The 23,692-nt window shown below is 67.8% G+C and carries 18 protein-coding genes; 8 read left to right on the forward strand and 10 right to left on the reverse strand.

Going from position 1 to position 23,692, the window contains the following annotated elements; translation table 11 throughout:
* Positions 1 to 361: 361 nt before the first annotated feature.
* The 7 genes from AC3WL8_RS34235 (at position 362) to AC3WL8_RS34265 (ending at position 8,131) form a co-directional block, all read left to right on the forward strand.
* Entirely contained in the window at positions 362 to 1,558 is a 1,197-nt protein-coding gene (locus tag AC3WL8_RS34235; RefSeq protein ID WP_211980743.1) for a phosphoglycerate kinase, read from the forward strand.
* 54 nt (positions 1,559 to 1,612) lie between these two features.
* Entirely contained in the window at positions 1,613 to 3,049 is a 1,437-nt protein-coding gene (gene pyk / locus AC3WL8_RS34240) for a pyruvate kinase (RefSeq protein ID WP_211980744.1), read from the forward strand.
* 168 nt (positions 3,050 to 3,217) lie between these two features.
* A complete protein-coding gene (fba, locus tag AC3WL8_RS34245) occupies positions 3,218 to 4,282 on the forward strand; it encodes a class II fructose-bisphosphate aldolase (RefSeq protein WP_211980745.1) in 1,065 nt (354 codons plus the stop codon).
* A gap of 104 nt (positions 4,283 to 4,386) precedes the next feature.
* Positions 4,387 to 5,295: a phosphoribosylaminoimidazolesuccinocarboxamide synthase gene (locus tag AC3WL8_RS34250; protein WP_492379738.1), complete on the forward strand. Its 909-nt coding sequence runs from the start codon at positions 4,387 to 4,389 to the stop codon at positions 5,293 to 5,295.
* 53 nt (positions 5,296 to 5,348) lie between these two features.
* Positions 5,349 to 5,846 (forward strand): 5-(carboxyamino)imidazole ribonucleotide mutase, encoded by a 498-nt coding sequence (gene purE, locus AC3WL8_RS34255; RefSeq protein WP_010812195.1) that lies wholly within the window; start codon positions 5,349 to 5,351, stop codon positions 5,844 to 5,846.
* Between the two features lie 28 nt (positions 5,847 to 5,874).
* A complete protein-coding gene (locus AC3WL8_RS34260) occupies positions 5,875 to 7,119 on the forward strand; it encodes a 5-(carboxyamino)imidazole ribonucleotide synthase (RefSeq protein WP_211980747.1) in 1,245 nt (414 codons plus the stop codon).
* A gap of 22 nt (positions 7,120 to 7,141) precedes the next feature.
* Positions 7,142 to 8,131 carry an L-threonylcarbamoyladenylate synthase gene (locus AC3WL8_RS34265; RefSeq protein WP_013955652.1) on the forward strand — a complete coding sequence of 330 codons (990 nt, stop codon included), beginning with the start codon at positions 7,142 to 7,144 and terminating at the stop codon, positions 8,129 to 8,131.
* 7 nt (positions 8,132 to 8,138) lie between these two features.
* Here the strand turns inward: AC3WL8_RS34265 and AC3WL8_RS34270 are convergent, their stop codons facing one another.
* The 7 genes from AC3WL8_RS34270 to AC3WL8_RS34300 form a co-directional block, all read right to left on the reverse strand.
* A complete protein-coding gene (locus tag AC3WL8_RS34270) occupies positions 8,139 to 8,465 on the reverse strand; it encodes an AzlD domain-containing protein (RefSeq protein WP_013955653.1) in 327 nt (108 codons plus the stop codon).
* A complete protein-coding gene (locus tag AC3WL8_RS34275) occupies positions 8,462 to 9,289 on the reverse strand; it encodes an AzlC family ABC transporter permease (RefSeq protein WP_013955654.1) in 828 nt (275 codons plus the stop codon). The genes AC3WL8_RS34270 and AC3WL8_RS34275 overlap by 4 nt, the downstream gene beginning before the upstream one ends.
* Positions 9,290 to 9,478: 189 nt before the next feature.
* Entirely contained in the window at positions 9,479 to 11,071 is a 1,593-nt protein-coding gene (gene dacB / locus AC3WL8_RS34280; protein WP_492379739.1) for a D-alanyl-D-alanine carboxypeptidase/D-alanyl-D-alanine endopeptidase, read from the reverse strand.
* 48 nt (positions 11,072 to 11,119) lie between these two features.
* The gene (locus AC3WL8_RS34285; protein WP_013955656.1) at positions 11,120 to 11,707 is read right to left on the reverse strand and encodes a MarR family winged helix-turn-helix transcriptional regulator; all 588 of its coding nucleotides are present in this window, start codon (positions 11,705 to 11,707) and stop codon (positions 11,120 to 11,122) included.
* Complete coding sequence (locus AC3WL8_RS34290) at positions 11,704 to 12,855, reverse strand: ABC transporter substrate-binding protein (protein WP_194946887.1); 1,152 nt, start codon at positions 12,853 to 12,855, stop codon at positions 11,704 to 11,706. Before AC3WL8_RS34290 ends, AC3WL8_RS34285 begins: the two co-directional genes overlap by 4 nt.
* A 50-nt stretch (positions 12,856 to 12,905) precedes the next feature.
* On the reverse strand, positions 12,906 to 14,159 hold the full coding sequence (locus AC3WL8_RS34295) for a flavin-dependent oxidoreductase (protein ID WP_492379740.1): 1,254 nt from the start codon (positions 14,157 to 14,159) through the stop codon (positions 12,906 to 12,908).
* A 156-nt stretch (positions 14,160 to 14,315) separates the two neighbouring features.
* Positions 14,316 to 14,768: a PACE efflux transporter gene (locus AC3WL8_RS34300; RefSeq protein ID WP_492379741.1), complete on the reverse strand. Its 453-nt coding sequence runs from the start codon at positions 14,766 to 14,768 to the stop codon at positions 14,316 to 14,318.
* 111 nt (positions 14,769 to 14,879) lie between these two features.
* On the opposite strand from AC3WL8_RS34300, the gene AC3WL8_RS34305 reads away from it, so the two are divergent.
* A complete protein-coding gene (locus AC3WL8_RS34305; RefSeq protein ID WP_013955660.1) occupies positions 14,880 to 15,785 on the forward strand; it encodes a LysR family transcriptional regulator in 906 nt (301 codons plus the stop codon).
* On the opposite strand, the gene AC3WL8_RS34310 is transcribed toward AC3WL8_RS34305, so the two are convergent.
* Genes AC3WL8_RS34310 through AC3WL8_RS34320 form a run of 3 tightly spaced genes read right to left on the reverse strand, consistent with a single transcriptional unit; the run spans position 15,772 to position 23,692 of the window.
* Positions 15,772 to 17,250 carry an efflux transporter outer membrane subunit gene (locus tag AC3WL8_RS34310; RefSeq protein ID WP_492379742.1) on the reverse strand — a complete coding sequence of 493 codons (1,479 nt, stop codon included), beginning with the start codon at positions 17,248 to 17,250 and terminating at the stop codon, positions 15,772 to 15,774. The genes AC3WL8_RS34305 and AC3WL8_RS34310 overlap by 14 nt on opposite strands.
* A gap of 17 nt (positions 17,251 to 17,267) precedes the next feature.
* Entirely contained in the window at positions 17,268 to 20,567 is a 3,300-nt protein-coding gene (locus AC3WL8_RS34315; protein ID WP_492379743.1) for an efflux RND transporter permease subunit, read from the reverse strand.
* A 2-nt stretch (positions 20,568 to 20,569) separates the two neighbouring features.
* Positions 20,570 to 23,692, reverse strand: a complete 3,123-nt coding sequence (locus AC3WL8_RS34320) for an MdtB/MuxB family multidrug efflux RND transporter permease subunit (RefSeq protein WP_211980753.1) — start codon at positions 23,690 to 23,692, stop codon at positions 20,570 to 20,572.

Consider the following 23,692-nt stretch of genomic DNA (forward strand, 5'->3'; position numbering starts at 1 on the left):
CGACAAGGAAATGCGCGGCGCCGGCGGTGCGTCTGATCGCACACCGGCTGCATTCTTTTTGGCTGCTTGTTATTTTGGCCGCCTGTTGTCATGGCCGTTTCAAGACCGGCTCTGGCGCTTTTTGCGTGTCTGTTGTAGCAGACGTTGCATACATTACCGCACTCGGGGGTCAAGAGGGGCATGGAGCTGACCCTTCTTTCGTGGGGAAGTATGTCACCAGCACCCTGTGGGGTTGCCATGAATGTGACGCAAGGGTAATTTCTCAAGCGCGTAACGGTCCGGAATCGGCAAAGCGTTGACCACGATCAGGTAAAATGCCCGTTTCCCCGAATTTCAGCGAAATCTCGCGCCATCCATCGCCATGACCTCTGTCCTGCGTCTTTCCGACCTGATTTCCCAAGGCAAAATCTCCGGCAAGAGGGTGTTTATCCGCGCCGACCTGAACGTGCCGCAGGACGACGCCGGCAACATCACCGAGGACACCCGCATCCGTGCCTCGGTGCCGGCCATCGAGGCCTGCCTGGCTGGCGGCGCCGCGGTGATGGTCACCTCCCACCTGGGCCGCCCGACCGAGGGCGAGTTCAAGCCCGAAGATTCGCTGGCGCCGATCGCCACGCGCCTGTCCGAACTGCTGGGCAAGCCGGTCAAGCTGGTGCAGAACTGGGTCGACGGCGTCGAGGTGGCGCCGGGCCAGGTGGTGCTGCTGGAAAACTGCCGCGTGAACAAAGGCGAAAAGAAGAACAGCGACGAACTGGCCCAGAAGATGGCCAAGCTGTGTGACGTCTACGTGAACGATGCCTTCGGCACCGCCCACCGCGCCGAAGCCACCACGTATGGCATCGCCAAGTACGCCCCGATCGCCTGCGCCGGCCCGCTGCTGGCCGCCGAGATCGACGCGCTGGGCAAGGCGCTGGGCCAGCCGGCGCGTCCGCTGGTGGCAATCGTGGCCGGCTCCAAGGTCTCGACCAAGCTGACCATCCTGAAGTCGCTGGCCGACAAGGTCGACAACCTGGTCGTCGGCGGCGGCATTGCTAATACCTTCATGCTGGCCGCCGGCCTGAAGATCGGCAAGTCGCTGGCTGAAGCCGACCTGGTCGGCGACGCCAAGACCATCATCGACATCATGGCCGCCCGCGGCGCCTCGGTGCCGATCCCGGTCGACGTGGTGTGCGCCAAGGAATTCAGCGCCACCGCCGCGGCCACCGTCAAGGACGTCAAGGACGTCGCCGACGACGACATGATCCTGGACATCGGCCCCAAGACCGCCGCGATGCTGGCCGAGCAGCTCAAGGCCGCCGGCACCATCGTCTGGAACGGCCCGGTGGGCGTGTTCGAATTCGACCAGTTCGGCAACGGCACCAAGGTGCTGGCCCAGGCCATCGCTGAATCGAAGGCGTTCTCGATCGCCGGCGGTGGCGACACGCTGGCGGCCATTGCCAAGTACGGCATCGCCGACCGCGTGGGCTATATCTCCACGGGCGGCGGCGCGTTCCTGGAATTCCTGGAAGGCAAGAAGCTGCCCGCATTCGAAGTGCTGGAGCAGCGCGCCGCAGGCTGACGCATCCGCCGGGCCCGGCGGTGTTGCCGGGGCCCTGAACCAGGAATTCCGCGCATGACTCGTTCCACCAAGATCGTCGCCACCATCGGCCCCGCCTCCAGCTCGCTGGAAATCCTGACCCGCATGATCGCGGCGGGGGTCGACGTGGTGCGGCTGAATTTTTCGCACGGCACCGCCCAGGACCATCTCGACCGCGCCCGCCTGGTGCGTGAAGCCGCGCAGGCATGCGGGCGCGAGGTCGCCATCATGGCCGACCTGCAGGGTCCCAAGATCCGCGTCGGCAAGTTCGAGCACGGCAAGATTACGCTCAAGGCGGGCGACCCGTTCATCCTGGATTCGAGCTGCCAGCTCGGCAACGAGCAGCGCGCCGGCCTGGACTACCAGGACCTGCCGCGCGACGTCGGCCCGGGCGACCTGCTGCTGCTCAACGACGGCCTGATCGTGCTGGTGGTGGACCGCGTGCTCGGCAGTGAGATCTTCACCACCGTGCGCGTGGGCGGCGAGCTGTCCAACAACAAGGGCATCAACCGCCAGGGTGGCGGGCTGTCGGCGCCGGCGCTGACAGCCAAGGACATGGACGATATCAAGACCGCCATGGCCCTGGGCGCCGACTACGTCGCCGTCAGCTTTCCCAAGAACGCCACTGACATGGAAATGGCGCGCCAGCTGGCCGCCGTGGCCGGCCAGCCGCACGGCCACAAGGCCCGCATGATCGCCAAGATCGAACGCGCCGAGGCAATCCGCCCGGGCGTGCTGGAAGAGATCCTGCAGGCGTCCGACGGCATCATGGTGGCGCGTGGCGACCTGGCCGTGGAGGTGGGCAATGCCGCCGTGCCGGCGCTGCAGAAGCGCATGATCAAGCTGGCGCGCGAGGCCAACAAGCTGACCATCACCGCCACCCAGATGATGGAGAGCATGATCATCAACCCTGTGCCCACGCGTGCCGAGGTCTCGGACGTGGCCAACGCCGTGCTGGACGGCACCGACGCGGTGATGCTGTCGGCCGAAACTGCGGCGGGCCGCTACCCCGTGGAGACGGTCGAGGCCATGGCCGCGGTCTGCATCGAAGCCGAGAAGTCCGAGGTGGTGCAGCTCGACACCGATTTCCTGAACCAGACCTTTTCGCGCATCGACCAGTCGGTGGCGATGGGTGCGCTGTTCACGGCCTATCATTTGCAGGTGAAGGCGATTGCCGCGCTGACCGATTCCGGCGCCACCGCATTGTGGATGAGCCGTCACCGTATCCATGTGCCGATCTATGCGATGACGCCCAACCTGGCCTCGCAGCGCAAGATGCAGCTGTACCGCAACGTGGTGCCGCTGCCGCTGCAGTCCAGCGCCGACCGCGACACCGCGCTGGAGCAGGCAGAAGAACTGCTGCTGGCCCAGGGCGTGGTGCAGCGCGGCGATTTCATCGTGCTGACCATTGGCGAGCCGATGGGCCAGCCGGGCGGCACCAATACCCTGAAAATCGTCAGGGTGGGCAGCTGAAAGTGAGATGAGGCAATGCGTGCCATGCCGGACGGAGCGCCAGCGCGGAATGCGCAGGGCTGACGGCGCCGGCAGGCACGGGCGATGCGCTACGTAAGTCGATTCACTGCGTAAGCGCCGATTAGAAGAATACGCGGAAGACACCCCATTTTTTATTAGGAGTTAGACATGCCACTCGTATCGATGCGCCAGCTGCTGGACCACGCGGCCGAGAACAGCTACGGCCTGCCGGCCTTCAACGTCAACAATCTCGAGCAAGTGCAGGCCATCATGCAGGCCGCTGACGAGGTCAACGCACCGGTGATCATGCAAGCCTCGGCCGGCGCGCGCAAATACGCCGGTGAGCATTTCCTGCGCCACCTGATCGAAGCCGCCGTTGAGGCTTATCCCCATATTCCGGTCGTGATGCACCAGGACCACGGCCAGTCGCCGGCGATCTGCCAGGGCGCGATCGACCTGGGCTTCTCGTCGGTGATGATGGACGGCTCGCTGCGCGAAGACGGCAAGACCCCGGCCGAGTACGACTACAACATCGACGTCACCCGCAAGGTGGTGCAGCTGGCCCACGCCGTCGGCGTGACCGTGGAAGGCGAACTGGGCTGCCTGGGTTCGCTGGAAACCGGTGAAGCCGGCGAAGAAGACGGCATCGGCGCCGTCGGCGTGCTGGATCACTCCATGCTGCTGACCGATCCGGAGCAGGCCGCCGATTTCGTCAAGGCCACCCAGCTGGACGCCCTGGCCATCGCCATCGGCACCTCGCACGGCGCCTACAAGTTCACGCGCAAGCCCACCGGCGACATTCTGGCGATCAGCCGCATCAAGGAAATCCACGCTCGCATCCCCAACACCCACCTGGTGATGCACGGCTCGTCGTCCGTTCCGCAAGAGCTGCTGGAAGAGATCCGCAAGTTCGGCGGCGACATGAAGGAAACCTACGGCGTGCCGGTCGAGGAAATCCAGGAAGCGATCAAGTACGGCGTGCGCAAGATCAACATCGACACCGACATCCGCCTGGCCATGACCGGCGCGATCCGCCGCTTCTTCGCCGAGAACCCGAGCAAGTTTGACCCGCGCGAATACCTGAAGCCGGCCCGCGAAGCCGCCAAGCAGGTGTGCAAGGCGCGCTACATCGCCTTCGGCTGCGAAGGCCAGGCCAGCAAGATCAAGCCGATCGGCCTGACCGACATCGCGCAGCAGTACAAGGCGGGCAAGCTGTCGCAGGTCGTGCAGTAAATGTCCCTAGTCCGCCTTCCGCGCAAGGGGAAGGCGGATTGCAGTTCCGGCCGCCGCGGCACGCATCCAGCGCCCGGCGGCTTCGCCGTTTTATCGGAACCAACATGTCCAACGCTCTCTACCAGTCCTCCATCAACTCGCTGCCGCTGCTGGGCCACGGCAAAGTGCGCGACAACTATGCCGTCGGCAATGACAAGCTGCTGATCGTCACCACCGACCGCCTGTCGGCGTTCGACGTCATCATGGGCGAGCCGATCCCTGACAAGGGCCGCGTTCTGAACCAGATGGCGAACTTCTGGTTCCGCAAGCTCGCGCACATCGTGCCGAACCACGAGACCGGCATCGCGCCCGAGACCGTGGTCGCGCCGGAGGAAGTGGAGCAGGTCAAGGGCCGCGCCGTGGTGGTCAAGCGCCTGAAGCCGATCCTGGTCGAAGCCGTGGTGCGCGGCTACCTCGCCGGCAGCGGCTGGAAGGACTACCAGGCCACCGGCAAGGTGTGCGGGATCGAACTGCCCGCCGGCCTGCAGAACGCGCAGAAGCTGCCCGAGCCGATCTTCACCCCGGCCGCCAAGGCCGAGATGGGCGAGCACGACGAGAACATCTCGTTCGGCGAAGTCGAGGCCCGCATCGGCATCGCGCTGGCGCGCCAGATGCGCGAGATCTCGATCCGCCTGTACAAGGAAGCGGCCGAGTTTGCCGCCACGCGCGGCATCATCATCGCCGATACCAAGTTCGAGTTCGGCCTGGACGACAATGGCGTGCTGACGCTGATGGACGAAGTGCTGACCGCCGATTCGTCGCGCTTCTGGCCGGCCGATTCGTACCAGGTGGGCACCAACCCGCCGTCGTTCGACAAGCAGTTCGTGCGCGACTGGCTGGAAGCCGTGCGCATCGACGGCCAGCCCTGGCCCAAGACCGCGCCGGCGCCACAACTGCCGGACGACGTGATCGAAAAGACCGCCGCCAAGTACCGTGATGCGCTGACGCGCCTGACGGGCGAAGAACTGCAGTAATGCAGGGCGCCGTTCCCGCGCGTGCGGGAACGGCCAACGAAGGAACAGACAAAGTGAGCAAGCAAGACAAGCCGCTGGTCGGCGTGGTGATGGGCAGCAGTTCCGACTGGGACGTGATGCAGCACGCAGTGGCCATGCTGAAGGATTTCGGCGTGCCGTTCGAAGCCCAGGTGGTGTCCGCGCACCGCATGGCGGATGACATGTTCCGCTATGCCGAGAGCGCGCGCAGCCGCGGCATCCGCGCCATCATCGCCGGGGCCGGCGGCGCCGCGCACCTGCCCGGCATGATCGCCGCCAAGACCATCGTGCCGGTGTTCGGCGTGCCGGTGCCGTCCAAGTACCTGCGCGGCGAGGATTCCCTGCTGTCGATCGTGCAGATGCCCAAGGGCGTGCCCGTAGCCACCTTTGCCATCGGCGAGGCCGGTGCCGCCAATGCCGCGCTGCACGCGATCGCCACGCTGGCCACCACCGACGAGGCGCTGGCCGGCGCGCTGGAAGCGTTCCGCGCGAAGCAGACCGAAGCCGCGCGCGCGATGACGCTGCCGCTGTAATCATCCGGACATCCCACGGAACCTAGCAATGCCTACCGATATCCATCCCTACCTCTCCGAAGCCCACACGCCGGAATCGCGCGCCGAGTTCGGCGTCGACCGTCCCGACGCGCCCATCCTGCCCGGCGCGTGGCTCGGCATGCTGGGCGGCGGCCAGCTCGGCCGCATGTTCACGCATGCGGCGCAGGCGATGGGCTATCGCGTATGCGTGCTCGATCCGGACCAGGACAGCCCGGCCGGCTCGGTGGCGGACAAGCATATCTGTGCGCAATACACCGACGAGGCCGCGCTCGCCGAGATGGGCAAGCTGTGCCAGGCGGTAAGCACCGAGTTCGAGAACGTGCCGTCGCTGTCGCTGGACCGGCTCGAGCAACTCGGCGCCTTTGTCGCGCCGCGCGGCTACTGTGTGTCGATTGCGCAGAACCGCATCGGCGAGAAGAAGTTCTTTGCCGCGTGCGCCGAGCGCACCGGCGTGTCGCCGGCCCCTCACTGGGTAATCCAGCACGATGCCGATGTCGACCAGCTGCCCGACCACGTGCTGCCCGGCATCCTCAAGACCGCGCGCATGGGCTATGACGGCAAGGGCCAGGCGCGCGTGAAGACGCGCGACGACGTGCGCGCCGCCTGGAACGCCATGCAGCACGTGCCGTGCGTGCTGGAGCAGATGCTGCCGCTGGCCTATGAGGTCTCGGTGCTGGCCGCGCGTGCCGCGAACGGCTCCACTGCCACCTGGCCGCTGGCCGAGAACGTGCACCGCGACGGCATCCTGTTCTCGACGGAAATGCCGTCGACCAGCGTGTCGCCTGAGATCGCCGACCGCGCGCGTGCCGCAGCCGCTGCCATCGCCACCGAGATGGGCTACGTCGGCGTGCTGTGCATCGAGTTCTTCGTGCTGACCGACGGCTCGCTGGTCGCCAACGAGATGGCGCCGCGTCCGCACAACTCCGGCCATATCACCATGGATGCGTGCGAGACCAGCCAGTTCGAACAGCAGGTGCGCGCCATGGCGCGGCTGCCGCTGGGCAGCACGCGCCAGCACTCGGCCGGCAAGATGCTGAACCTGCTGGGCGACGTGTGGTTCGAGTTCGGCCTGGAGCGCACGCCGTCGTGGGACGAGGTGGTGGCGCAACCTGGTGCCAAGCTGCACCTTTACGGCAAGGGCGATGCGCGCCCGTCGCGCAAGATGGGCCACGTCAACTGCGTGGGCGAGCATGCCGAAGCGGCTGCCGCCGCCTTTGCCGCCGCCGCGCGGGCGCTGCATATCCCGCTCTGAAGCCATAGCTCCAAGGAACACGATGTCGCCGCGAATGCCCACGGCCGCTGAACTGGACGAAGCCGTCCGCCTGCTCGAGGCCGGGCAACTGGTCGCCTTTCCCACCGAAACCGTCTACGGGCTCGGTGCGGACGCCGAGAACCCCGAGGCGGTCGCCCGCATCTTCGCGCTGAAGGGCCGGCCGTCGAACCATCCGGTGATTGTCCACGTGGTGGACGGTGCCGATATCGGCTACTGGACCGACGAGGTCCCCGAGGCCGCGCAGCAGTTGATCGACGCCTTCTGGCCCGGCCCGCTGACGCTGATCCTGAAGCGCGCCGCGCATATCCATTCGGCCGTCGCCGGCGGCCAGGACAGCATCGGCGTGCGTTGCCCGTCTCACCCCGTGGCGCAGGCGCTGCTGGCGCGCTTCAAGCGCGGCCGCGGCGGCATTGCCGCGCCGTCGGCCAACAAGTTCGGCCAGGTCAGCCCGACCACCGCGCAGCATGTGCGCGATGAATTCGGCGATGCGGTCTATGTACTGGAAGGCGATGGCGTGGAGGTCGGTATCGAATCGACCATCGTCGACCTGTCGCGGCTGGACCAGGGCATCGGCCCGGTGCTGTTGCGGCCGGGCGCGATTACCGCGGCGATGATGGCGCAGGTACTGGGCGCGGCCCCGCTGCCGCCTGATGCGGCTGCGCCGCGGGCCTCAGGCACGCTCAAGGCCCACTACGCGCCGCACACACCGCTGCTACTGGCCGATGCGCAAGCGGCTTCGGCGCAGCTGGCCTCGCTGCCGGACGATGCACGCGTGGTGTGGGTCGGCCGGGCGCCGCTGGTGGACCAGCGGTGCACCTGGGTGCAGGCGCCTGCGGATGCGGCGGCTTACGCGCGTGAGCTTTACCGCTTGCTGCGCAAGCTCGACAAGCAGGGCTATACGCAGCTGATGTTCGAGGTGCTGCCTGTAGGGCAGGATTGGGCCGGGGTGCGGGATCGGCTGGAGCGGGCGGCGGCGGCGTTCGAGGGGTGAGGGTCCCTTACCCCCCCAGCAAGCGCAACGCCGTATACACGGCCATCCCCACCATAATCATCCCCACCATCTTCCGGGTCAGCAGGTAGAACAACGTGGCCGCAATCCCGGCCATCAGCTTGTCGTTGGAAAACGCCACCGTGAAATGCCCCTGCCAGGTCATCAGGTCCGGCAGGATGATTGCCGCCAGCGCCGCGGCCGGCGCATAGCGCAGCGCCCGCGCGATGCGGTCCGGCACGGTGACATGCTCGCCGGCCATCAGGAACAGCGCGCGCGTGACGATGGTGACGACCGCCATGCCAAGGATGGCAATCCAGATTTCAAGATGGCTCATGCGCGGTCTCCCGGCGGCGTTTCCGGCGCGGCGGCGTTGGTGATCTCGGGGACCTTGGGCTTGCGCCGGCGGATGCCGCGCAGCGCCGCGCGCGCGGCCAGGTCGTCGCTGGCCATGCCGGCGGCAATCGCGCCCACCACCGCCACCACCAGGCTGAGGCGGTACGGCAAGTCGAAGCACAGCAGTGCCAGCACCGCCGACACCACCACTGCCAGCAGCGTCGAGCGCGAGTTGATGGTGGCGATCATCACCGGGATCAGCGCCATGGTGCCCGCCAGCCCCAGGCCCCAGCTGTCTGGGAACAGGCTGGCCAGCACGATGCCGATGATCGACGACAGCTGCCACATGCAGAAGTTGGTCAGCGCCATGCCCCAGAAATAGCCTTCCTTGCCGGGCTCGTAGCCGGGCGTGCTGTATTTCTGCAGGAAGTAGACGAAGTGCAGGTCGCCGTTGAAAGAACCCAGGATGGTGCGCCGCCATAGCGGCATGTAGCTGAAGTGCGGCTGCATGCCGGCGCTGAAGATCACGAAGCGCAGGTTGACCACGGCCGCGGTCAGCCAGATGGTCCACAGCGGCAGGCCCGCGGCGAACAGCGGCAGCACCGCCAACTGCGCCGAGCCGGCGTAGACCAGCAGCGACATGCCGATGGCTTCGGGCACGGTCATCACGGATTTGCTCATCGCCACGCCGGTCACCAGGCCCCAGGAGAAGACCGCGGGCAGGGACGGGGCAAAGTAGCGCGCGCCGTCGATAAAGCCGGCGCGTTCGGCGGGTGCGAAGCGATGCCAGAGGCGCAACCACACCGGGGGTTGTCGGGAAGTCATGTCAGAGGGCGAGGGGGCAATGCAGGCCCGGGGCCGAGGGCCGGCCCGGAAGGCTGCCGCCGCAGGACGCGGCCGGCACCCTGGCATTATAGGGGCGGATCGGGCGCTGGTAAGTGTCCGCTTAACAAAATGCGGCCGCGGCGTTGGCGCCAGGCCACGGTGCCGCGCCGCAGCCCGCCCGGCGCGGACTCAGGGTGCGCCGCGGTACACCCATTGCAGCAGGGCGTCGTGTGCTTCCAGCGCCTGCGCGGCGTTGGGATGGTTGATCATGCTGACCACCACGTAGCGGCCGCCGTCGGCAGCATCCACATAGCCGGCCAGCGCGCGCACGTCGGCCAGCGTGCCGGTCTTCAGGTAGCCGTTGCCGGCCGCGTTGGCGCGCGTCAGGCGGTTGCGCAGCGTGCCGTCGACGCCCAGCACCGGCAGCGAATCGATCAGCACCGGCCCCACGTTGCTGGCCGCGGCCTGCTGCAGTAGGCGCGCCATGTCATAGGCGCTGATGCGTTCCTCGCGCGACAGGCCCGAGCCGTTGTCCAGCACCAGGCCGGGCATGTCCAGCCCCTGGCGCGCCAGCCAGCGCTGCACCACGCGGGTCGAGCGGGCCGTGCTGGCCGGGCCGCCGCGGTCCATTTCGGCGCCGATGGTCAGGAACAGCTGGCGTGCCATCACGTTGTTCGAGAACTTGTTGATGTCGCGCACGATGTCCGCCAGCGGCAGGCCGTAGTGGCGCGCCAGCAGCACCGCGCCGCGCGGCACCTTGCCGCTGCGCAGCCCGGGCAGATGGGCAAAGCGCCCGCCGGCGCGCTGCCACTCGGCGACGAAGCCGCCCCAGGTGAATTCCGCGTGCGACAGCGTGGCGATATTGAGCACGTGCTCGCCGCAGTCGCTGGCATAGTTGCCCGAGAACGACGCCAGCACGGTGCCGTCCGCCTGCGGCAGCACGCTCGGGCTGGCGCTGGACTGCCAGTCGCCGCAGCGGCCGTTGGTCAGCGTCAGCCGGTTGTCCAGCTTGAGCTGGGCCAGCTCGGGCGTGACGCTGACTGCCACGGTCTGGCTGGCCGGGTCCGGCGTCAGCGTGAATGACAGCGTCTTGAACGCATAGAGCAGTGCATCCGGGCCGACGTTGTAGGCGCGCTGCACCTCGCCGTCGATGGTGCCGTTGCCGTCCAGGCCATCGGCAAAGTAGCTGCGGTCCAGCACCAGGTCGCCGTTGATGCCGGTGGCGCCCGCGGCGCGTGCCTTCGCCACCAGCTTAGCCATTTCCTCGGGCACCAGCTTGGGGTCGCCGTGGCCGCGCAGGTAGACATTGCCGTTGACGGTGCCGTCGAAGCCGGGCTGGGCATCGGCGTAGAGCGAGGTCTGCCAGCGGTAGTCGGGCCCCAGCAGCTGCAGCCCGGCAAAGGTGGTGACCAGCTTCATGGTCGAGGCCGGATTCATCGGCTGCTGCGCATTCCAGCTGGCGCGGGCGGTGCCCGCGCCCAGCTTGACCACGTAGAAGCTGGCGGCCGAGGCCGGCACGCCGGCGCGGCGCAGCGCCGCGGCCACCGGGGCCGGCACGCCGGCGCTCACCAGTGCGGGATCGGCAGCGGCTTTTGCGGCGGTGGCAGTCTTGGCTGCCTTGGCCGCCTTGGCGGGGGCTTTGGCTTGCGCCGGGGTGAGTGCGGGACCGCCGGCCAGCAGCACGGCGGCAAGAATGGGCGAGAGCAGTGGCGACAGGCGGCGCAGCAGGGCGCCGGGTCGCGATGCGGTAGGCGCGGCGATTGTTCTTGGCATGGCGGCCATGTTAACGCATGGCCGCTGGCAGGCGGATGACAGTCTTGCCGGCTGCCCTCAGCCGGCGCGCGGCGGCGCCAGCCGTGCCAGCAGCGACTTCAGCGTGACCTGCTCGGTATCGGTCAGCGCCGAGCCGACGTGCGCGTCATGCGCCACCACCGCCTGCGTGGCGGCTTCCAGCGTGCGGCGGCCGGCTGCCGTCAGCACCAGGCTGTAGGCGCGGCGATCCCCGGCTGCCGGGCGGCGCGCCACCAGGTTCATCTCTTCCAGCGCGTCGACCAGAAGCACCGCCCCGGAGCGGGCGATGCCGAGGATCTGCGCCAGCTCGGTCAGCTTCAGGTGCGGGTTGCGCGAGATGATGATCAGCGCCGAAAAGCGCGGTGGCGTGATCTGCCACTGCGCCAGTGACAGCACGAAGTCTTCATAGATGCGGATCTGCGCGCGGCGGATGGCGTAGCCGATCAGGTTGTCGAGCACGCCATAGTCGATATTCGGCACATGCGGGTCGAAACCGGCATCGGCACCGGCGCTTGCGGCCGGATCCGGCGCGAGCGGGTCCCGCGCCTTGCGCCGCGCGGACGCGGCGGTGGTGCTGCGCGGGCGCGGGGGCGCGGCGGGCGGTGTGCCGGATGCGTCGGGATTCATTTCAGCAGTTTCCAGTTGCCGTTGTCGATGGTCAGCATAACTCGCCCGCGCTGGTCGAAGCCATAGTGGTCTTGCCCACTGTAATTCAGCACGCCGTGCGAGACCACGATGTCGCGCTCGGTCTCCAGCGCCTGCCGCAGCGCCTGGCGGAACGCCGGCGTCCCCGGCTTGGCATGCTTGAGCGCCACCGGCACGATGCGCTCCAGCACCAGCCCGGCGTCGTAGGCATGGGCGCCGAACTGGGTGCGGCTGTCGGCGCCGTACTGCTTCTCATAGCGGGTGACGTAGTCCAGCCCCGGCTTGCGCACCGGGTCGCCCGCGGGCAATTGCTCCGGCACGATCACCGGCCCGGCCGGCAGGATTGCGCCATTGACCATGCGCCCGCCGATGCGGATCAGGTCCTTGGTGGCCGCGCCGTGGGTGTGGTAGATGGTGCCGCCGTAGCCGCGCTCGCGCAGCGTGGTGTGCGGCAGCGCGGCGCCGGTGCCGGCGCCGGCGATCAGGATGGCGTCGGGTTTGGCGGCAATCAGCTTGATGGCCTGCGCGGTCACGCTGGTATCGGCGCGGCCGTAGCGCTCGGTGGCGATCAGGCGGATGCCGTTGGCACTGGCGGCGGCGGTGAAGTCCTTCAGCCAGGTCTCGCCGTAGGCATCGGCAAAGCCGATAAAGCCGATGGTCTTGACGCCGTTGGTCTTGGCGGTGGCGGCCACGGCATTGGCCATCAGCCGCACCGGCTGCGCCAGCCGGAAGGTCCAGGCGCCGCGCCCGGGCTTGAGCTCAATCGGCGAGAACGCCAGCTGCACGGTCTGGGCTTCATCGGCCACCTCGGCAATGGCGATCGACGGCGCCACCGCGGACGAGCCCAGGATGATGTCGACCTTGTCCTCGGAGACAAAGCGGCGCGCCACCTTGGCGCCCTGCGTGGGGTCCGACGCATCGTCCAGCACGATGTAGCGCACCGCCTCGCCGCCGATCTTCTGCGGCAGGTAGGCCAGCGAGTTCTTCTGCGGGATGCCCAGCGACGCCGACGGGCCGGTGGTGGACAGGCTGACGCCGACGGTGATGTCGGCCAGCGCGCTGCCGGCGCTGAAGGCGAGGGCCGCGGCCAGCGCGAGGCGGGCCAGCTTGGTGGTGGTCAGGGGCGCCATGGTGTCTCCTCTCTCGATGGTCTTGTTCTGCATGTCAAACCTGCCGGATCCTACCGGTTGCCTTGCATCGACTGCCGGTCGAATCCCGCCAGCTGCTTGTACCGCAGCGAAATCGCCTCCAGTTCGGCGCGCGGGATCACCTGGTCGATGTCGGCAAAGCCCTGCGGCGCACGTTCCTCGGCCAGCTGCATCACTTGCTCGGGCCCGTTCATGCGGTTGCGCAGCACGATGCCGGCGGTGCGCGGCAGGCGCTCGGCCTCGTATTCGCGCAGCGCGTAGCCGGTGTCGGGCGTGCCGAGCAGGCTGTCGACCAGGTAGCGCGCGTCCAGGATGGCCTGGGCGCTGCCGTTCGAGCCGATCGGGTACATCGGGTGCGCGGCGTCGCCCAGCAGCGTGACGCAGTCGAAGGTCCAGCGCGGCAGCGGGTCCTTGTCGACCATCGGGAATTCGTAGATCGCCTGGGCACCGTCGATCAGCGCGGGGATGTCGATCCAGTCCCACTTCCAGTCGGCAAACGCGGCGCAGAACACGGATTTGTCGACCTGCTTGTTCCAGTCGCTGCGCGGCGGGGTGTCGGGAACGCTGTCGGGCACGCGCAGCTCGGCGATCCAGTTGACCAGCGAGCGGCCCTGGCGGCGCAGCGGTTCCGAGATCGGATAGGCCACGAACTTCTGGTCCTGGTGCCCGGCCATGAACATCGAGCGCCCGTCCAGGTAGGGCGGCGCCTCGGTGACCGCGCGCCACAGCAGGCGGCGCGAAAAACGCGGCAGGTCGCCGGTGGGGTAGAAGTGGCGGCGCACAGCCGAGTGGATGCCATCGGCGCCGACCAGCACATCGGCGCTGGCTTCGACCTCGGCATTGTCGCTGCGGCGGCGCAGGCCAAAGCGCGCCTGTCCGCCCGTGCCGGTGTCCAGCACGGTCTCGAAGCTATGGCCGGTATGCACGGCGCTGGCGCCCAGGCGCTCCACCACGGTACGGTGCAGCAGCATCTGGAATTCGCCGCGATGGATCGAGAACTGCGGCCAGTCATAACCGGCCGCCAGCCCGCGTGGCTCATGCCAGATGCGCTGGCCGCGCTTGTTGTAGTAGGAGAGCGACGAGGTCTCGATGGCGATATCCGCCAGCGCGTCGCGCAGTCCCAGCTCGGACAGGATGCGCACGGCGTGCGGCAGCAGGTTGATGCCCACGCCCAGCGGGCGCAGCGTTTCGCTGGCCTCCCAGACCTCGGCCTCGATGCCGTGGCGTTGGCACAGCAGCGCCAGCGTCAGTCCGCCGATGCCGCCACCGGCGATTGCGATCTTCATGTTGTCTCCCCCGCGTGCAGGATGCGCCGGTACGCAAGCGCGGGCGCGCTGCCTCCGGTCGAATTGGATTTGTTATGGAGTATAACAATTCGACCGGTCGCGGCAAGACGGGGAAGTCCCCGGAGTGACGCCTCCGGGGTCAGGAAAAACCCGCGCTCAGCCGAGCGCGGCGCCTTCCGGCTTGGCTTGTGCCTGCAGCGAAGGCACCGGGAAGACAAGGTCGTACAGCCAGTTGTACACGAGCGCGTAGACCATGTAGAAGCCGGCCACGGCGAGGTCCATGATGAGCGCGTCGAACAGGCTGATGCCCAGGTACCAGGCCACCGACGGCAGGAACACCACCAGCAGGCCCAGTTCGAACAGCACGGCGTGCAGCACGCGCACCGGCAGCGACTTGCGCAGCTGGCCGGTGAACCGCAGCATGCCCTTGTCGAACAGCACGTTGTACAGGTAGTTCCAGCCGGTGGCGATCAGCGAGGCGACCGCGCCGATCACGCCCATCTCATGCAGTTCATAGCCGAAGGCCCGGCTGGCCACCGGCGCGAAAATCAGCAGGCCGACCACCTCGAAGCCGATGGCGTGGCGAATCCGGTCCCAGGTCTTGCGCATCGTTGTTCTCCTTGCGTGTCAAACGCGATGGGAGCTAGTCTATCTGCTGGGTAGGGATTGCCAAGTTGGATACTATCTGCAAAACAGATGGATAAACATTGAAAGTTATTTATGAGCCTCTCCATCGAGCAATTGCAGGCATTCGTCGCGGCGGCTGACACCGGTTCGTTCTCGGCCGCCGCGCGCCGGCTGGGCAAGGCGCAGTCGGTGGTCAGCGCGGCGGTGTCCAACCTGGAAATCGACGCCGGCAACGCGCTGTTCGACCGCGCCGGCCGTTACCCGGTACTGACTCCCGCGGGCGAGCGGCTGCTGGCCGAGGCGCGCGTGATCCTGGAGCGCTGCGAACACTTCCGCGGCGTGGCCAAGAGCCTGGGCGAGGGCGTGGAGACGCGGCTGGTGCTGGCGGTGGACGAGCTTTATCCGGAAGAGACGCTGGGCATGCTGCTGGAAGAATTTTCCAGCCGCTTCCCGGCGGTGGAGCTTGAGCTGCTGTTTCCGTTGATGGAGGACGTCAGCCGACTGGTGCTGGAAGGCGGCGCCGACCTCGGCATCATGTGGCGGCAGGAGGTGCTGCCGCCGGCGCTGGGCTTCCATGCGCTGGGCTGGGTGCCGATGCAGATCCTGTGCGCGCCCGAGCATCCGCTGGCCGGCCAGCGCGTGGACTGGGAGGAACTGAAGCGCTACCGCCAGCTGATGGTCGCAACCCGCTCAGACAGCGAAGAGAAGATGCGCCTGCGCGTGGCCGCGGACGTGTGGTGGGTGGAAAGCCAGTGGGTGATCGTGGAGCTGGTCAAGCGCGGGCTGGGCTGGGCCTTCGTGCCGTGGCACGTGGTGGCCAATTCACCGGCCGCGGCGCGGCTGGTGACGCCGCCGCTGGCATTCCAGCAACAGGACTGGCCGGTGGCGATGGAACTGGTCTGGCACAAGCAGCGGCCGCTGGGCAAGGCCGCCACCTGGCTGCGCGAGCGCATCTGCCAACAGCCGCTGCCGCGCGCCCCGGCGGCTAGCGCTGGCTGACGGCCTGGTTCGTACCGGCCTGTGCCGGCGTAGCCTCCGCGCCGGGCGCATGCCAGCCGCCGCCCAGCGCCTTGATCAGCACCACCGCCGCCGTGTACTGGCGGCCGGCGATCGACAGTGCGGTGCGCTCGGCGGTGTAGGCGCTGGTCTGCGCCGTCAGCACGTCGAGCAGGCCAGCGGTGCCGGCGCGGTAGCGGTTGTTCACCAGCGCCAGCGCCTCGCGCGCCGAGCGCAGCGCGTCGTTCTGCACCACCGCTTCCTGTTCCAACAGCCGCTGCGCGGCGAGGTTGTCCTCGACTTCCTGGAACGCGCCCAGCACGGTCTGGCGGTAGTTGGCCACGGTCTGGTCGTAGGCCGCCACCGCCTGCGCCTTGGCCGCGCTGCGCAGGCCGCCGTCGAACAGCGTGCCGGCCAGCCCGCCGCCGATCGACCAGATCCGGTCCGGCAGCGACATCCAGCGCGCCAGCGTGCTGGCGGTCAAGCCGCCGCTGGCCGACAGCGACAGGGTCGGGTAGTAGGCTGCCTGCGCCACGCCGATCTGCGCATTAGCCGAGGCCATGCGGCGCTCGGCCGCGCCGATGTCGGGGCGGCGCTCCAACAGTTGCGACGGCACCGCGGCCGGCACGCGCGGCGGCGCGGTGCGGAAGTCGTCGGCGCCCAGCGTCAGCGCCGCGGGGGGCTTGCCCACCAGCACGGCGACGGCGTGCTCCAGCTGCGCGCGCGTGATCTGGATGTCGATCTGCTGCGCCTGCGCGCTCTTGAGCTGGGTCTCTGACTGCAGCACGTCCGAGCGCTGCGCGGTGCCCGCCGCATACTGGTTCTGCACCAGCTGCAGCGACTTCTGGTAATCGGCCACGGTGCGGTCCAGCAGGGCCTTCTGCGCATCGGCCACGCGCAGCAGGAAGTAGCTCTGCGCCAGCGTCGCCTGGGTCGATAGCAGCGTCGAGGCCAGGTCGGCCTGGCTGGCCTGTGCACTGGCCTCGCTGCTTTCCACCTGGCGCCGCACGCGGCCCCAGACGTCGATTTCCCAGGTTGCGCCCAGCGTCACGCTCTGCCCGTTGAGCGTATTGCCGCTGGCGCCGCGCGCGCGCGACGCCCCGGCCTGCGCGTCGACGATCGGGAAGAAGCCGGCGCGCGCCGCCTGCAGCGCGGCCACGGCCTGACGGTACTGCGCCTCGGCGGCCTTGATGTTCTGGTTCGAGATCTGCACCTCGGACATCAGCGCGTCGAGCTGCGCATCGCCGAACACGGTCCACCAGTCGGCGCGTGCCAGCGCATCCTGCGGCTCGGCGGGCTTCCAGTCGCCGCTCCAGGCAGGGGTGGCGGCATCGGCTTCCTTGAAGGATGCGGAGACCGGCGCATCGGGGCGCTGGTAGTCGGGGCCGACGGCGCAGCCGGCCAGCAGCAGGGCGCAGGCCAGCGGCACCGGCAGGGCATGGGTCAGGAAGCGGGAAAGAACTGTCATGTCGAGTCTTCGCAAATCTAGACGGTGGCCGGCTGGTCCGGCGTGCCAGTACCACGGCGGCGCTGGCGCCAGGCCTTGACCTTAAGGCGCCAGCGGTCCAGCGTCAGGTAGACCACCGGCGTGGTGTACAGCGTCAGCAGCTGGCTTACCACCAGCCCGCCGACAATGGAGATGCCCAGCGGCGCGCGCAGCTCTGCGCCGTCGCCGCGGCCGATCGCCAGCGGCACCGCGCCCAGCAGCGCGGCCATGGTGGTCATCAGGATCGGGCGGAAACGCAGCAGGCAGGCGCGGTAGATCGCGTCGCGCGGCGACAGCCCCTCGCGCCGTTCGGCATCGATGGCAAAGTCGATCATCATGATCGCGTTCTTCTTGACGATACCGATCAGCAGGATCACGCCGATCAGCGCGATGATGCTGAAGTCGGTCTTCGATGCCAGCAACGCCAGCAGCGCGCCCACGCCCGCCGAGGGCAGCGTCGACAGGATCGTCAGCGGGTGCACGTAGCTTTCATACAGCACGCCCAGCACGATATAGATCGTGATCAGCGCCGCCAGGATCAGGATCGGCTGGCTCTTGAGCGAGTCCTGGAACGCCTTGGCGCCGCCCTGGAAGTTGGCGCGCAGCGTCTCCGGCACGCCGATGCGCGCCATCTCGCGCGTGATCGCGTCGGTCGCCTGCGACAGCGACATGCCCTCGGCCAGGTTGAACGAGATCGTCGAGGCCGCGAACTGGCCCTGGTGGTTCACGCCCAGCGGCGTGCTGGTCGGGGTTACGCGCGCGAAGGCCGCCAGCGGCACGCGGTTGCCGTTGCCGGTGACCACGTAGATGTCCTTGAGCGCATCGGGCCCCTGCAGGTACTCCTGGCTCAGCTCCATCACCACGCGGTACTGGTTCAGCGGATGGTAGATGGTGGACACCAGCCGCTGGCCGAAGGCATCGTTGAGCACCGCATCCACCTGCTGCGCGGTCACGCCCAGGCGCGAGGCCGCGTCGCGGTCGATGATCACCGAGGTCTGCAGGCCCTTGTCGTTGGTATCGGTGTCGATATCCTCCAGCCCCTTCAGGTTCGACAACGCGGCGCGCACCTTGGGCTCCCACGCGCGCAGCACCTCCAGGTCGTCTGACTGCAGCGTGAACTGGTATTGCGAACTGCTCTGCCGCCCACCGATGCGGATGTCCTGCACCGACTGCAGGAACAGGCTCGCGCCTGGCTCCTTGGCCAGCTTGCCGCGCAGCCTCGCGATAATCGCGTCGGCCGATTCCTTGCGCTCCGACAGCGGCTTGAGCGTGACGAACATCTGCCCGGTATTGCGCTGCGAGCCGCCGGTAAAGCCGGTCACGTTCTCCACCGCCGGATCCGACCGCACGATGGTGATGAAGTTGTCGAGCTTGCCGCGCATGGCCTGGAACGAGGTGGCCTGGTCGGCGCGGATAAAGCCGATCAGCCGGCCGGTGTCCTGCTGCGGGAAGAAGCCCTTGGGCACGATCACGTACAGGTACACGTTCAGCGCGATGGTGGCGATCAGCACCAGCCACACCAGCGGGCTGAAGCGCAGCGCCGTGGACAGCGAGCGCGCATAGCCGTCGTGCAGCCACTGGAACATGCGCTCGGTGGCGCGGAAGAAGCGGCTCTGCTTCTCCGGCTCGGGCGGGCGCAGCAGGCGCGCGCACATCATCGGCGTGGTGGTCAGCGACACCACCAGCGATACCAGGATCGCCACTGACAGCGTGATCGCGAACTCCTGGAACAGGCGGCCGACAATGCCGCCCATCATTAGCAGCGGGATGAATACCGCGATCAGCGACAGGCTCATCGACAGCACCGTGAAGCCCACTTCGCGCGCACCGCGCAGCGCGGCGGCGAGCGGCTTCATGCCTTCCTCGATATGGCGCGAGATGTTTTCCAGCACCACGATGGCATCGTCGACCACAAAGCCGGTGGCAATCGTCAGCGCCATCAGCGACAGGTTGTTCAGCGAGAACCCGGCCAGGTACATCACCGAGAACGTGCCGATCAGCGACACCGGCACCGCCACGCTGGGGATCAAGGTGGCGCGCACATTGCGCAGGAACACGAACACCACCATGATCACCAGCGCCACTGAGATCATCAGCGTGTGCTCGACCTCGCGCAGCGAGGCGCGGATGGTGGGCGTGCGGTCCATCATCACGTTCATCGAGATTGCCGCCGGGATCATCTTCTGCAGGTTCGGCAGCATCTCGTTGACGCGGTCGACGGTCTCGATGATGTTGGCGCCGGGCGAGCGGTTCAGCACCAGCAGCACCGACGGCTTGCCGTTGGCCGAACCGGCGTTGCGGATGTCCTGCACCGAGTCGACCACATTGGCCACGTCGTGCAGCCGCACCGGCACCGCGAACGAGTTGGGGCCGCTAGTGGCACTGGTGCCGCCGGTGGCGCCGCTGGTGATGGTGGTGGTGCCGCTGCTGGTGGTCAGCGTGGTCACGGTGACGCCGTTGACCACCTTGGTGCTGACGCCGCCGCTAGCGGCGGCGTTGGCCGTGCTGGCAATCAGCGCGCCCGCCGACGTCGACGAGAAGGTTCCCGGCGTGGCATAGCGGATGATCAGCGGCATGTAGTCTTCCGCCTTCATCGCCTGGTCGTTGGCATAGACCTGCCAGTTGTTGGCGGCGTTCTCCAGCGTGCCCAGCGGCCGGTTGGCATTGGTAGCGCTGATGGTGTTGCGCACGTCCTCCAGCGAGATGCCGTAGTGGTTCAGCGCAGTCGGGTTCAGCTCCACCCGCACCGCCGGCAGCGAGGCCCCGCCGATGGTGACCTGGCCCACGCCATCGACCTGCGACAGCTTCTGCGCCAGGATGGTCGAGGCCGCGTCGTACAGCTGCCCGCGCGTCATGGTCGGCGAGGTCAGCGCGATGATCATGATCGGCGCGTCGGCCGGGTTGACCTTGCGGTAGGTCGGGTTGTTGGGCAGGCTGGTCGGCAGCGTCGCGCGCGAGGCGTTGATCGCCGCCTGCACGTCGCGCGCGGCGCCGTCGATATTGCGCGACAGGTCGAACTGCAGCGTCACCCGGGTGGAGCCGAGCGAGCTGCTCGACGTGATCTCGGTCACGCCGGCGATGGTGCCGAGCGCGCGCTCGAGCGGCGTGGCCACGGTGGCGGCCATCGTTTCCGGGCTCGCACCCGGCAGCGACGCCGATACCGAGATGGTCGGGAAATCCACCTGCGGCAGCGGCGACACCGGCAGCAGCCGCAGCGCGGCCAGTCCCGCCAGCAGGATGCCGAGCGTCAGCAGCGCGGTCGCGACGGGGCGGTGGATGAAGGCAGCCGAGAGATTCATCGTTACACCGGCTCCTCGCCGGTACCGCCTTCCTCCGGATCGCCGAAGCGCCGCTTGCGCCAGCCCTTCACGCGCGTGGCGATGCGGTCGAAGGCCAGGTAGATCACCGGCGTGGTGAACAGCGTCAGCACCTGGCTGACCAGCAGGCCGCCCACCATGGTCACGCCCAGCGGCCGGCGCAGCTCGCTGCCGATGCCCGAGCCCAGCATCAGCGGCAGCGCCGCCAGCAGGGCCGCCATGGTGGTCATCAGGATCGGGCGGAAGCGCAGCAGGCAGGCCTGGAAGATCGCGTCGCGCGGTTTCATGCCGCCCTCGCGCTCAGCCTCGAGCGCGAAGTCGATCATCATGATCGCGTTCTTCTTGACGATGCCGATCAGCAGGATGATGCCGATGATCGCGATGATGCCCAGGTCCTGGCCCGCCACCAGCAGCGCCAGCAGCGCGCCCACGCCGGCAGACGGCAGTGTCGACAGGATGGTGACCGGGTGGATGGTGCTTTCATACAGCACGCCCAGCACAATATACATCGTCACCACCGCGGCCAGGATCAGCCACAGCGTGTTCGACAGCGACGCGCGGAAGGCCAGCGCGGCGCCCTGGAAGCTGGTCTGCATCGAGATCGGCAGGCCCAGTTCGTGTTCCACCTTGGTGATCTTGTCGACCGCGGCGCCCAGCGATTCGCCGTGCGCGAGGTTGAACGAGATCGTCGCCGCCGGGAACTGGCCCTGGTGGTTGACCACCAGCGGGCCGGTGCGCTCCGTGATGCGCGCAAACGAGCCGAGCGGCACTTGCCCGCCGGAAGAGGAGGGCAGGCGCAGGTCGGCCAGCGACTGCGGGTTCTTGCGGAATTCCGGCATGGTCTCCAGCACCACGCGGTACTGGCTCGCCTGCGTGAAGATGGTCGACACCAGCCGCTGGCCGAAGGCGCTGTACAGCGCGCTGTCGATCACCGCGGTGGTGATGCCGAAGCGCGCCGCGGCGTCGCGGTCGATATCGACATAGGCGCGCAGGCCGTTGTTCTGCTGGTCGCTGGTGACATCGCGCAGCTCGGGTTCCTGGCGCAGGCGTTCCACCAGTTTTGGCACCCATGTTGCCAGCGTCTCGGGATCCGGATCCTCCACGGTGAACTGGTACTGCGTGCGCGAGACCTTGTCCTCGATGGTCAGGTCCTGCACCGGCTGCGTGAACAGCGACACGCCGCCGAGGTCATGCACCGCCTGCTGCAGCCGCTGTGTGACCACCTCGATCGGATCGCGTTCGCCCTTGGGCTTGAGGTTGATCAGCATGCGCCCGGCGTTGAGCGTGGTGTTGGTGCCGTCCACGCCGATAAACGACGACAGGCTTGCCACGGCCGGGTCCTGCATCACCACCTTGGCCACGGCCTGCTGCCGGCGCGCCATGGCGTCGAACGAGGTGGTCTGGGCGGCTTCCGTAATACCCTGGATAACGCCGGTGTCCTGCACCGGGAAGAAGCCCTTGGGTACCAGCAGGTACAGCAGCACGGTCAGCACCAGCGTGGCCACGGCCACCACTAGCGTGGCCTTCTGGCGGTCCAGCACCCACTCCAGCGCGCGGCCGTAGCGGTCGATCACGTTGTCGAAGAAGCGGCCGCTGGCGCGGTGAAAGCGCGACAGCTTCTCTTCCGGCACATGGTGCAGCAGGCGCGCGCACATCATCGGCGTGAGCGTCAGCGACACCACCGCCGAGATCAGGATCGACACCGCAAGCGTGATCGCGAACTCGCGGAACAGGCGCCCGACCACATCGCCCATGAACAGCAGCGGGATCAGCACCGCCACCAGCGAGAAGGTCAGCGAGATGATGGTGAAGCCAATCTGCTTGGAACCCTTGAGCGCCGCCGCCATCGGTGAATCGCCTTTCTCGATGTAGCGCATGATGTTCTCGATCATCACGATCGCATCGTCAACCACGAAGCCGGTGGCAATCGTAAGCGCCATCAGCGTTAGGTTGTTGATCGAGAACCCGGCCAGGTACATCACGCCGAAGGTGCCCACCAGCGACAGCGGCACCGCCACGCCCGGGATGATGGTGGCCGGTATATTGCGCAGGAAAAGGAAGATCACCAGCACCACCAGCGCGATCGCCAGCAGCAGCTCGAACTGCACATCCTCGACCGAGGCGCGGATGGTGGTGGTGCGGTCGGTCAGTAGCTGCACGTGGACCGAGGCCGGCAGCGCGTTCTGCAGCTGCGGCAGCAGCGCCTTGATGCGGTCCACCACTTCGATCACGTTGGCGCCCGGCTGGCGCTGGATGTTCAGCACGATCGCGGGCTTGTCATTGGCCCAGGCCGCCAGGCGGCTGTTCTCGGGGCCGTCGACGATCTCGGCCACATCGGTGATGCGGATCGGCGCGCCGTTCTTGTAGCCCAGGATGATCTGGCGATATTCGTCGGCCGAGCGCAGCTGGTCGTTGGCATCGATGGTGGAGGCGCGTGCCGGGCCATCGAAGCTGCCCTTGGCGCCGTTCACGTTGGAGGCGCCGATGGCGGTGCGCAGGTCGTCGATCGACATGCCCAGCGAGGCCAGCGCGGTCGGGTTGGCCTGGATGCGCACCGCGGGGCGCTGACCGCCGCTGATGGTGACCAGGCCCACGCCCTGGATCTGCGAGATTTTCTGCGCCACGCGCGTGTCGACCATGTCCTGCAGCTTGGGCAGCGGCATGGTGTCCGAGGTCATGGCGATGGTCATGATCGGCGCGTCGGCCGGGTTGACCTTGCTGTAGACCGGCGGCATCGGCAGGTCGGATGGCAGCAGGTTGCTGCCAGCGTTGATGGCGGCCTGCACCTCCTGCTCGGCCACGTCCAGCGGCAGCGTCAGCTCGAACTGCAGCGTGATCACCGAGGCGCCGCCCGACGAGGACGACGACATCTGCTTCAGGCCCGGCATCTGGCCGAACTGGCGCTCCAGTGGCGCTGTTACCGACGAGGTCATCACGTCGGGGCTGGCGCCGGGGTAGAGCGTGGTGACCTGGATGGTCGGGTAGTCGACCTCGGGCAGCGCCGACAGCGGCAGCAGCCGGTACGCCACCAGCCCGGACAGCAGGATGGCCAGCATCAGCAGCGCCGTGGCGACCGGGCGCTCGATGAAGAGGCGTGAGGGGTTCAT

Source organism: Cupriavidus sp. FW305-F7 (genome assembly GCF_058782875.1).

What these genes read in the sequence shown, in the direction of transcription:
- AC3WL8_RS34235 (WP_211980743.1), top strand. Translation starts at nt 362, where the DNA reads ATGACCTCTGTCCTGCGTCTTTCCGACCTGATTTCCCAAGGCAAAATC.
- pyk (WP_211980744.1), top strand. Translation starts at nt 1,613, where the DNA reads ATGACTCGTTCCACCAAGATCGTCGCCACCATCGGCCCCGCCTCCAGC.
- fba (WP_211980745.1), top strand. Translation starts at nt 3,218, where the DNA reads ATGCCACTCGTATCGATGCGCCAGCTGCTGGACCACGCGGCCGAGAAC.
- AC3WL8_RS34250 (WP_492379738.1), top strand. Translation starts at nt 4,387, where the DNA reads ATGTCCAACGCTCTCTACCAGTCCTCCATCAACTCGCTGCCGCTGCTG.
- AC3WL8_RS34260 (WP_211980747.1), top strand. Translation starts at nt 5,875, where the DNA reads ATGCCTACCGATATCCATCCCTACCTCTCCGAAGCCCACACGCCGGAA.
- AC3WL8_RS34265 (WP_013955652.1), top strand. Translation starts at nt 7,142, where the DNA reads ATGTCGCCGCGAATGCCCACGGCCGCTGAACTGGACGAAGCCGTCCGC.
- AC3WL8_RS34270 (WP_013955653.1), bottom strand. Translation starts at nt 8,465, where the DNA reads ATGAGCCATCTTGAAATCTGGATTGCCATCCTTGGCATGGCGGTCGTC.
- AC3WL8_RS34275 (WP_013955654.1), bottom strand. Translation starts at nt 9,289, where the DNA reads ATGACTTCCCGACAACCCCCGGTGTGGTTGCGCCTCTGGCATCGCTTC.
- dacB (WP_492379739.1), bottom strand. Translation starts at nt 11,071, where the DNA reads ATGGCCGCCATGCCAAGAACAATCGCCGCGCCTACCGCATCGCGACCC.
- AC3WL8_RS34285 (WP_013955656.1), bottom strand. Translation starts at nt 11,707, where the DNA reads ATGAATCCCGACGCATCCGGCACACCGCCCGCCGCGCCCCCGCGCCCG.
- AC3WL8_RS34290 (WP_194946887.1), bottom strand. Translation starts at nt 12,855, where the DNA reads ATGGCGCCCCTGACCACCACCAAGCTGGCCCGCCTCGCGCTGGCCGCG.
- AC3WL8_RS34295 (WP_492379740.1), bottom strand. Translation starts at nt 14,159, where the DNA reads ATGAAGATCGCAATCGCCGGTGGCGGCATCGGCGGACTGACGCTGGCG.
- AC3WL8_RS34300 (WP_492379741.1), bottom strand. Translation starts at nt 14,768, where the DNA reads ATGCGCAAGACCTGGGACCGGATTCGCCACGCCATCGGCTTCGAGGTG.
- AC3WL8_RS34305 (WP_013955660.1), top strand. Translation starts at nt 14,880, where the DNA reads ATGAGCCTCTCCATCGAGCAATTGCAGGCATTCGTCGCGGCGGCTGAC.
- AC3WL8_RS34310 (WP_492379742.1), bottom strand. Translation starts at nt 17,250, where the DNA reads ATGACAGTTCTTTCCCGCTTCCTGACCCATGCCCTGCCGGTGCCGCTG.
- AC3WL8_RS34315 (WP_492379743.1), bottom strand. Translation starts at nt 20,567, where the DNA reads ATGAATCTCTCGGCTGCCTTCATCCACCGCCCCGTCGCGACCGCGCTG.
- AC3WL8_RS34320 (WP_211980753.1), bottom strand. Translation starts at nt 23,692, where the DNA reads ATGAACCCCTCACGCCTCTTCATCGAGCGCCCGGTCGCCACGGCGCTG.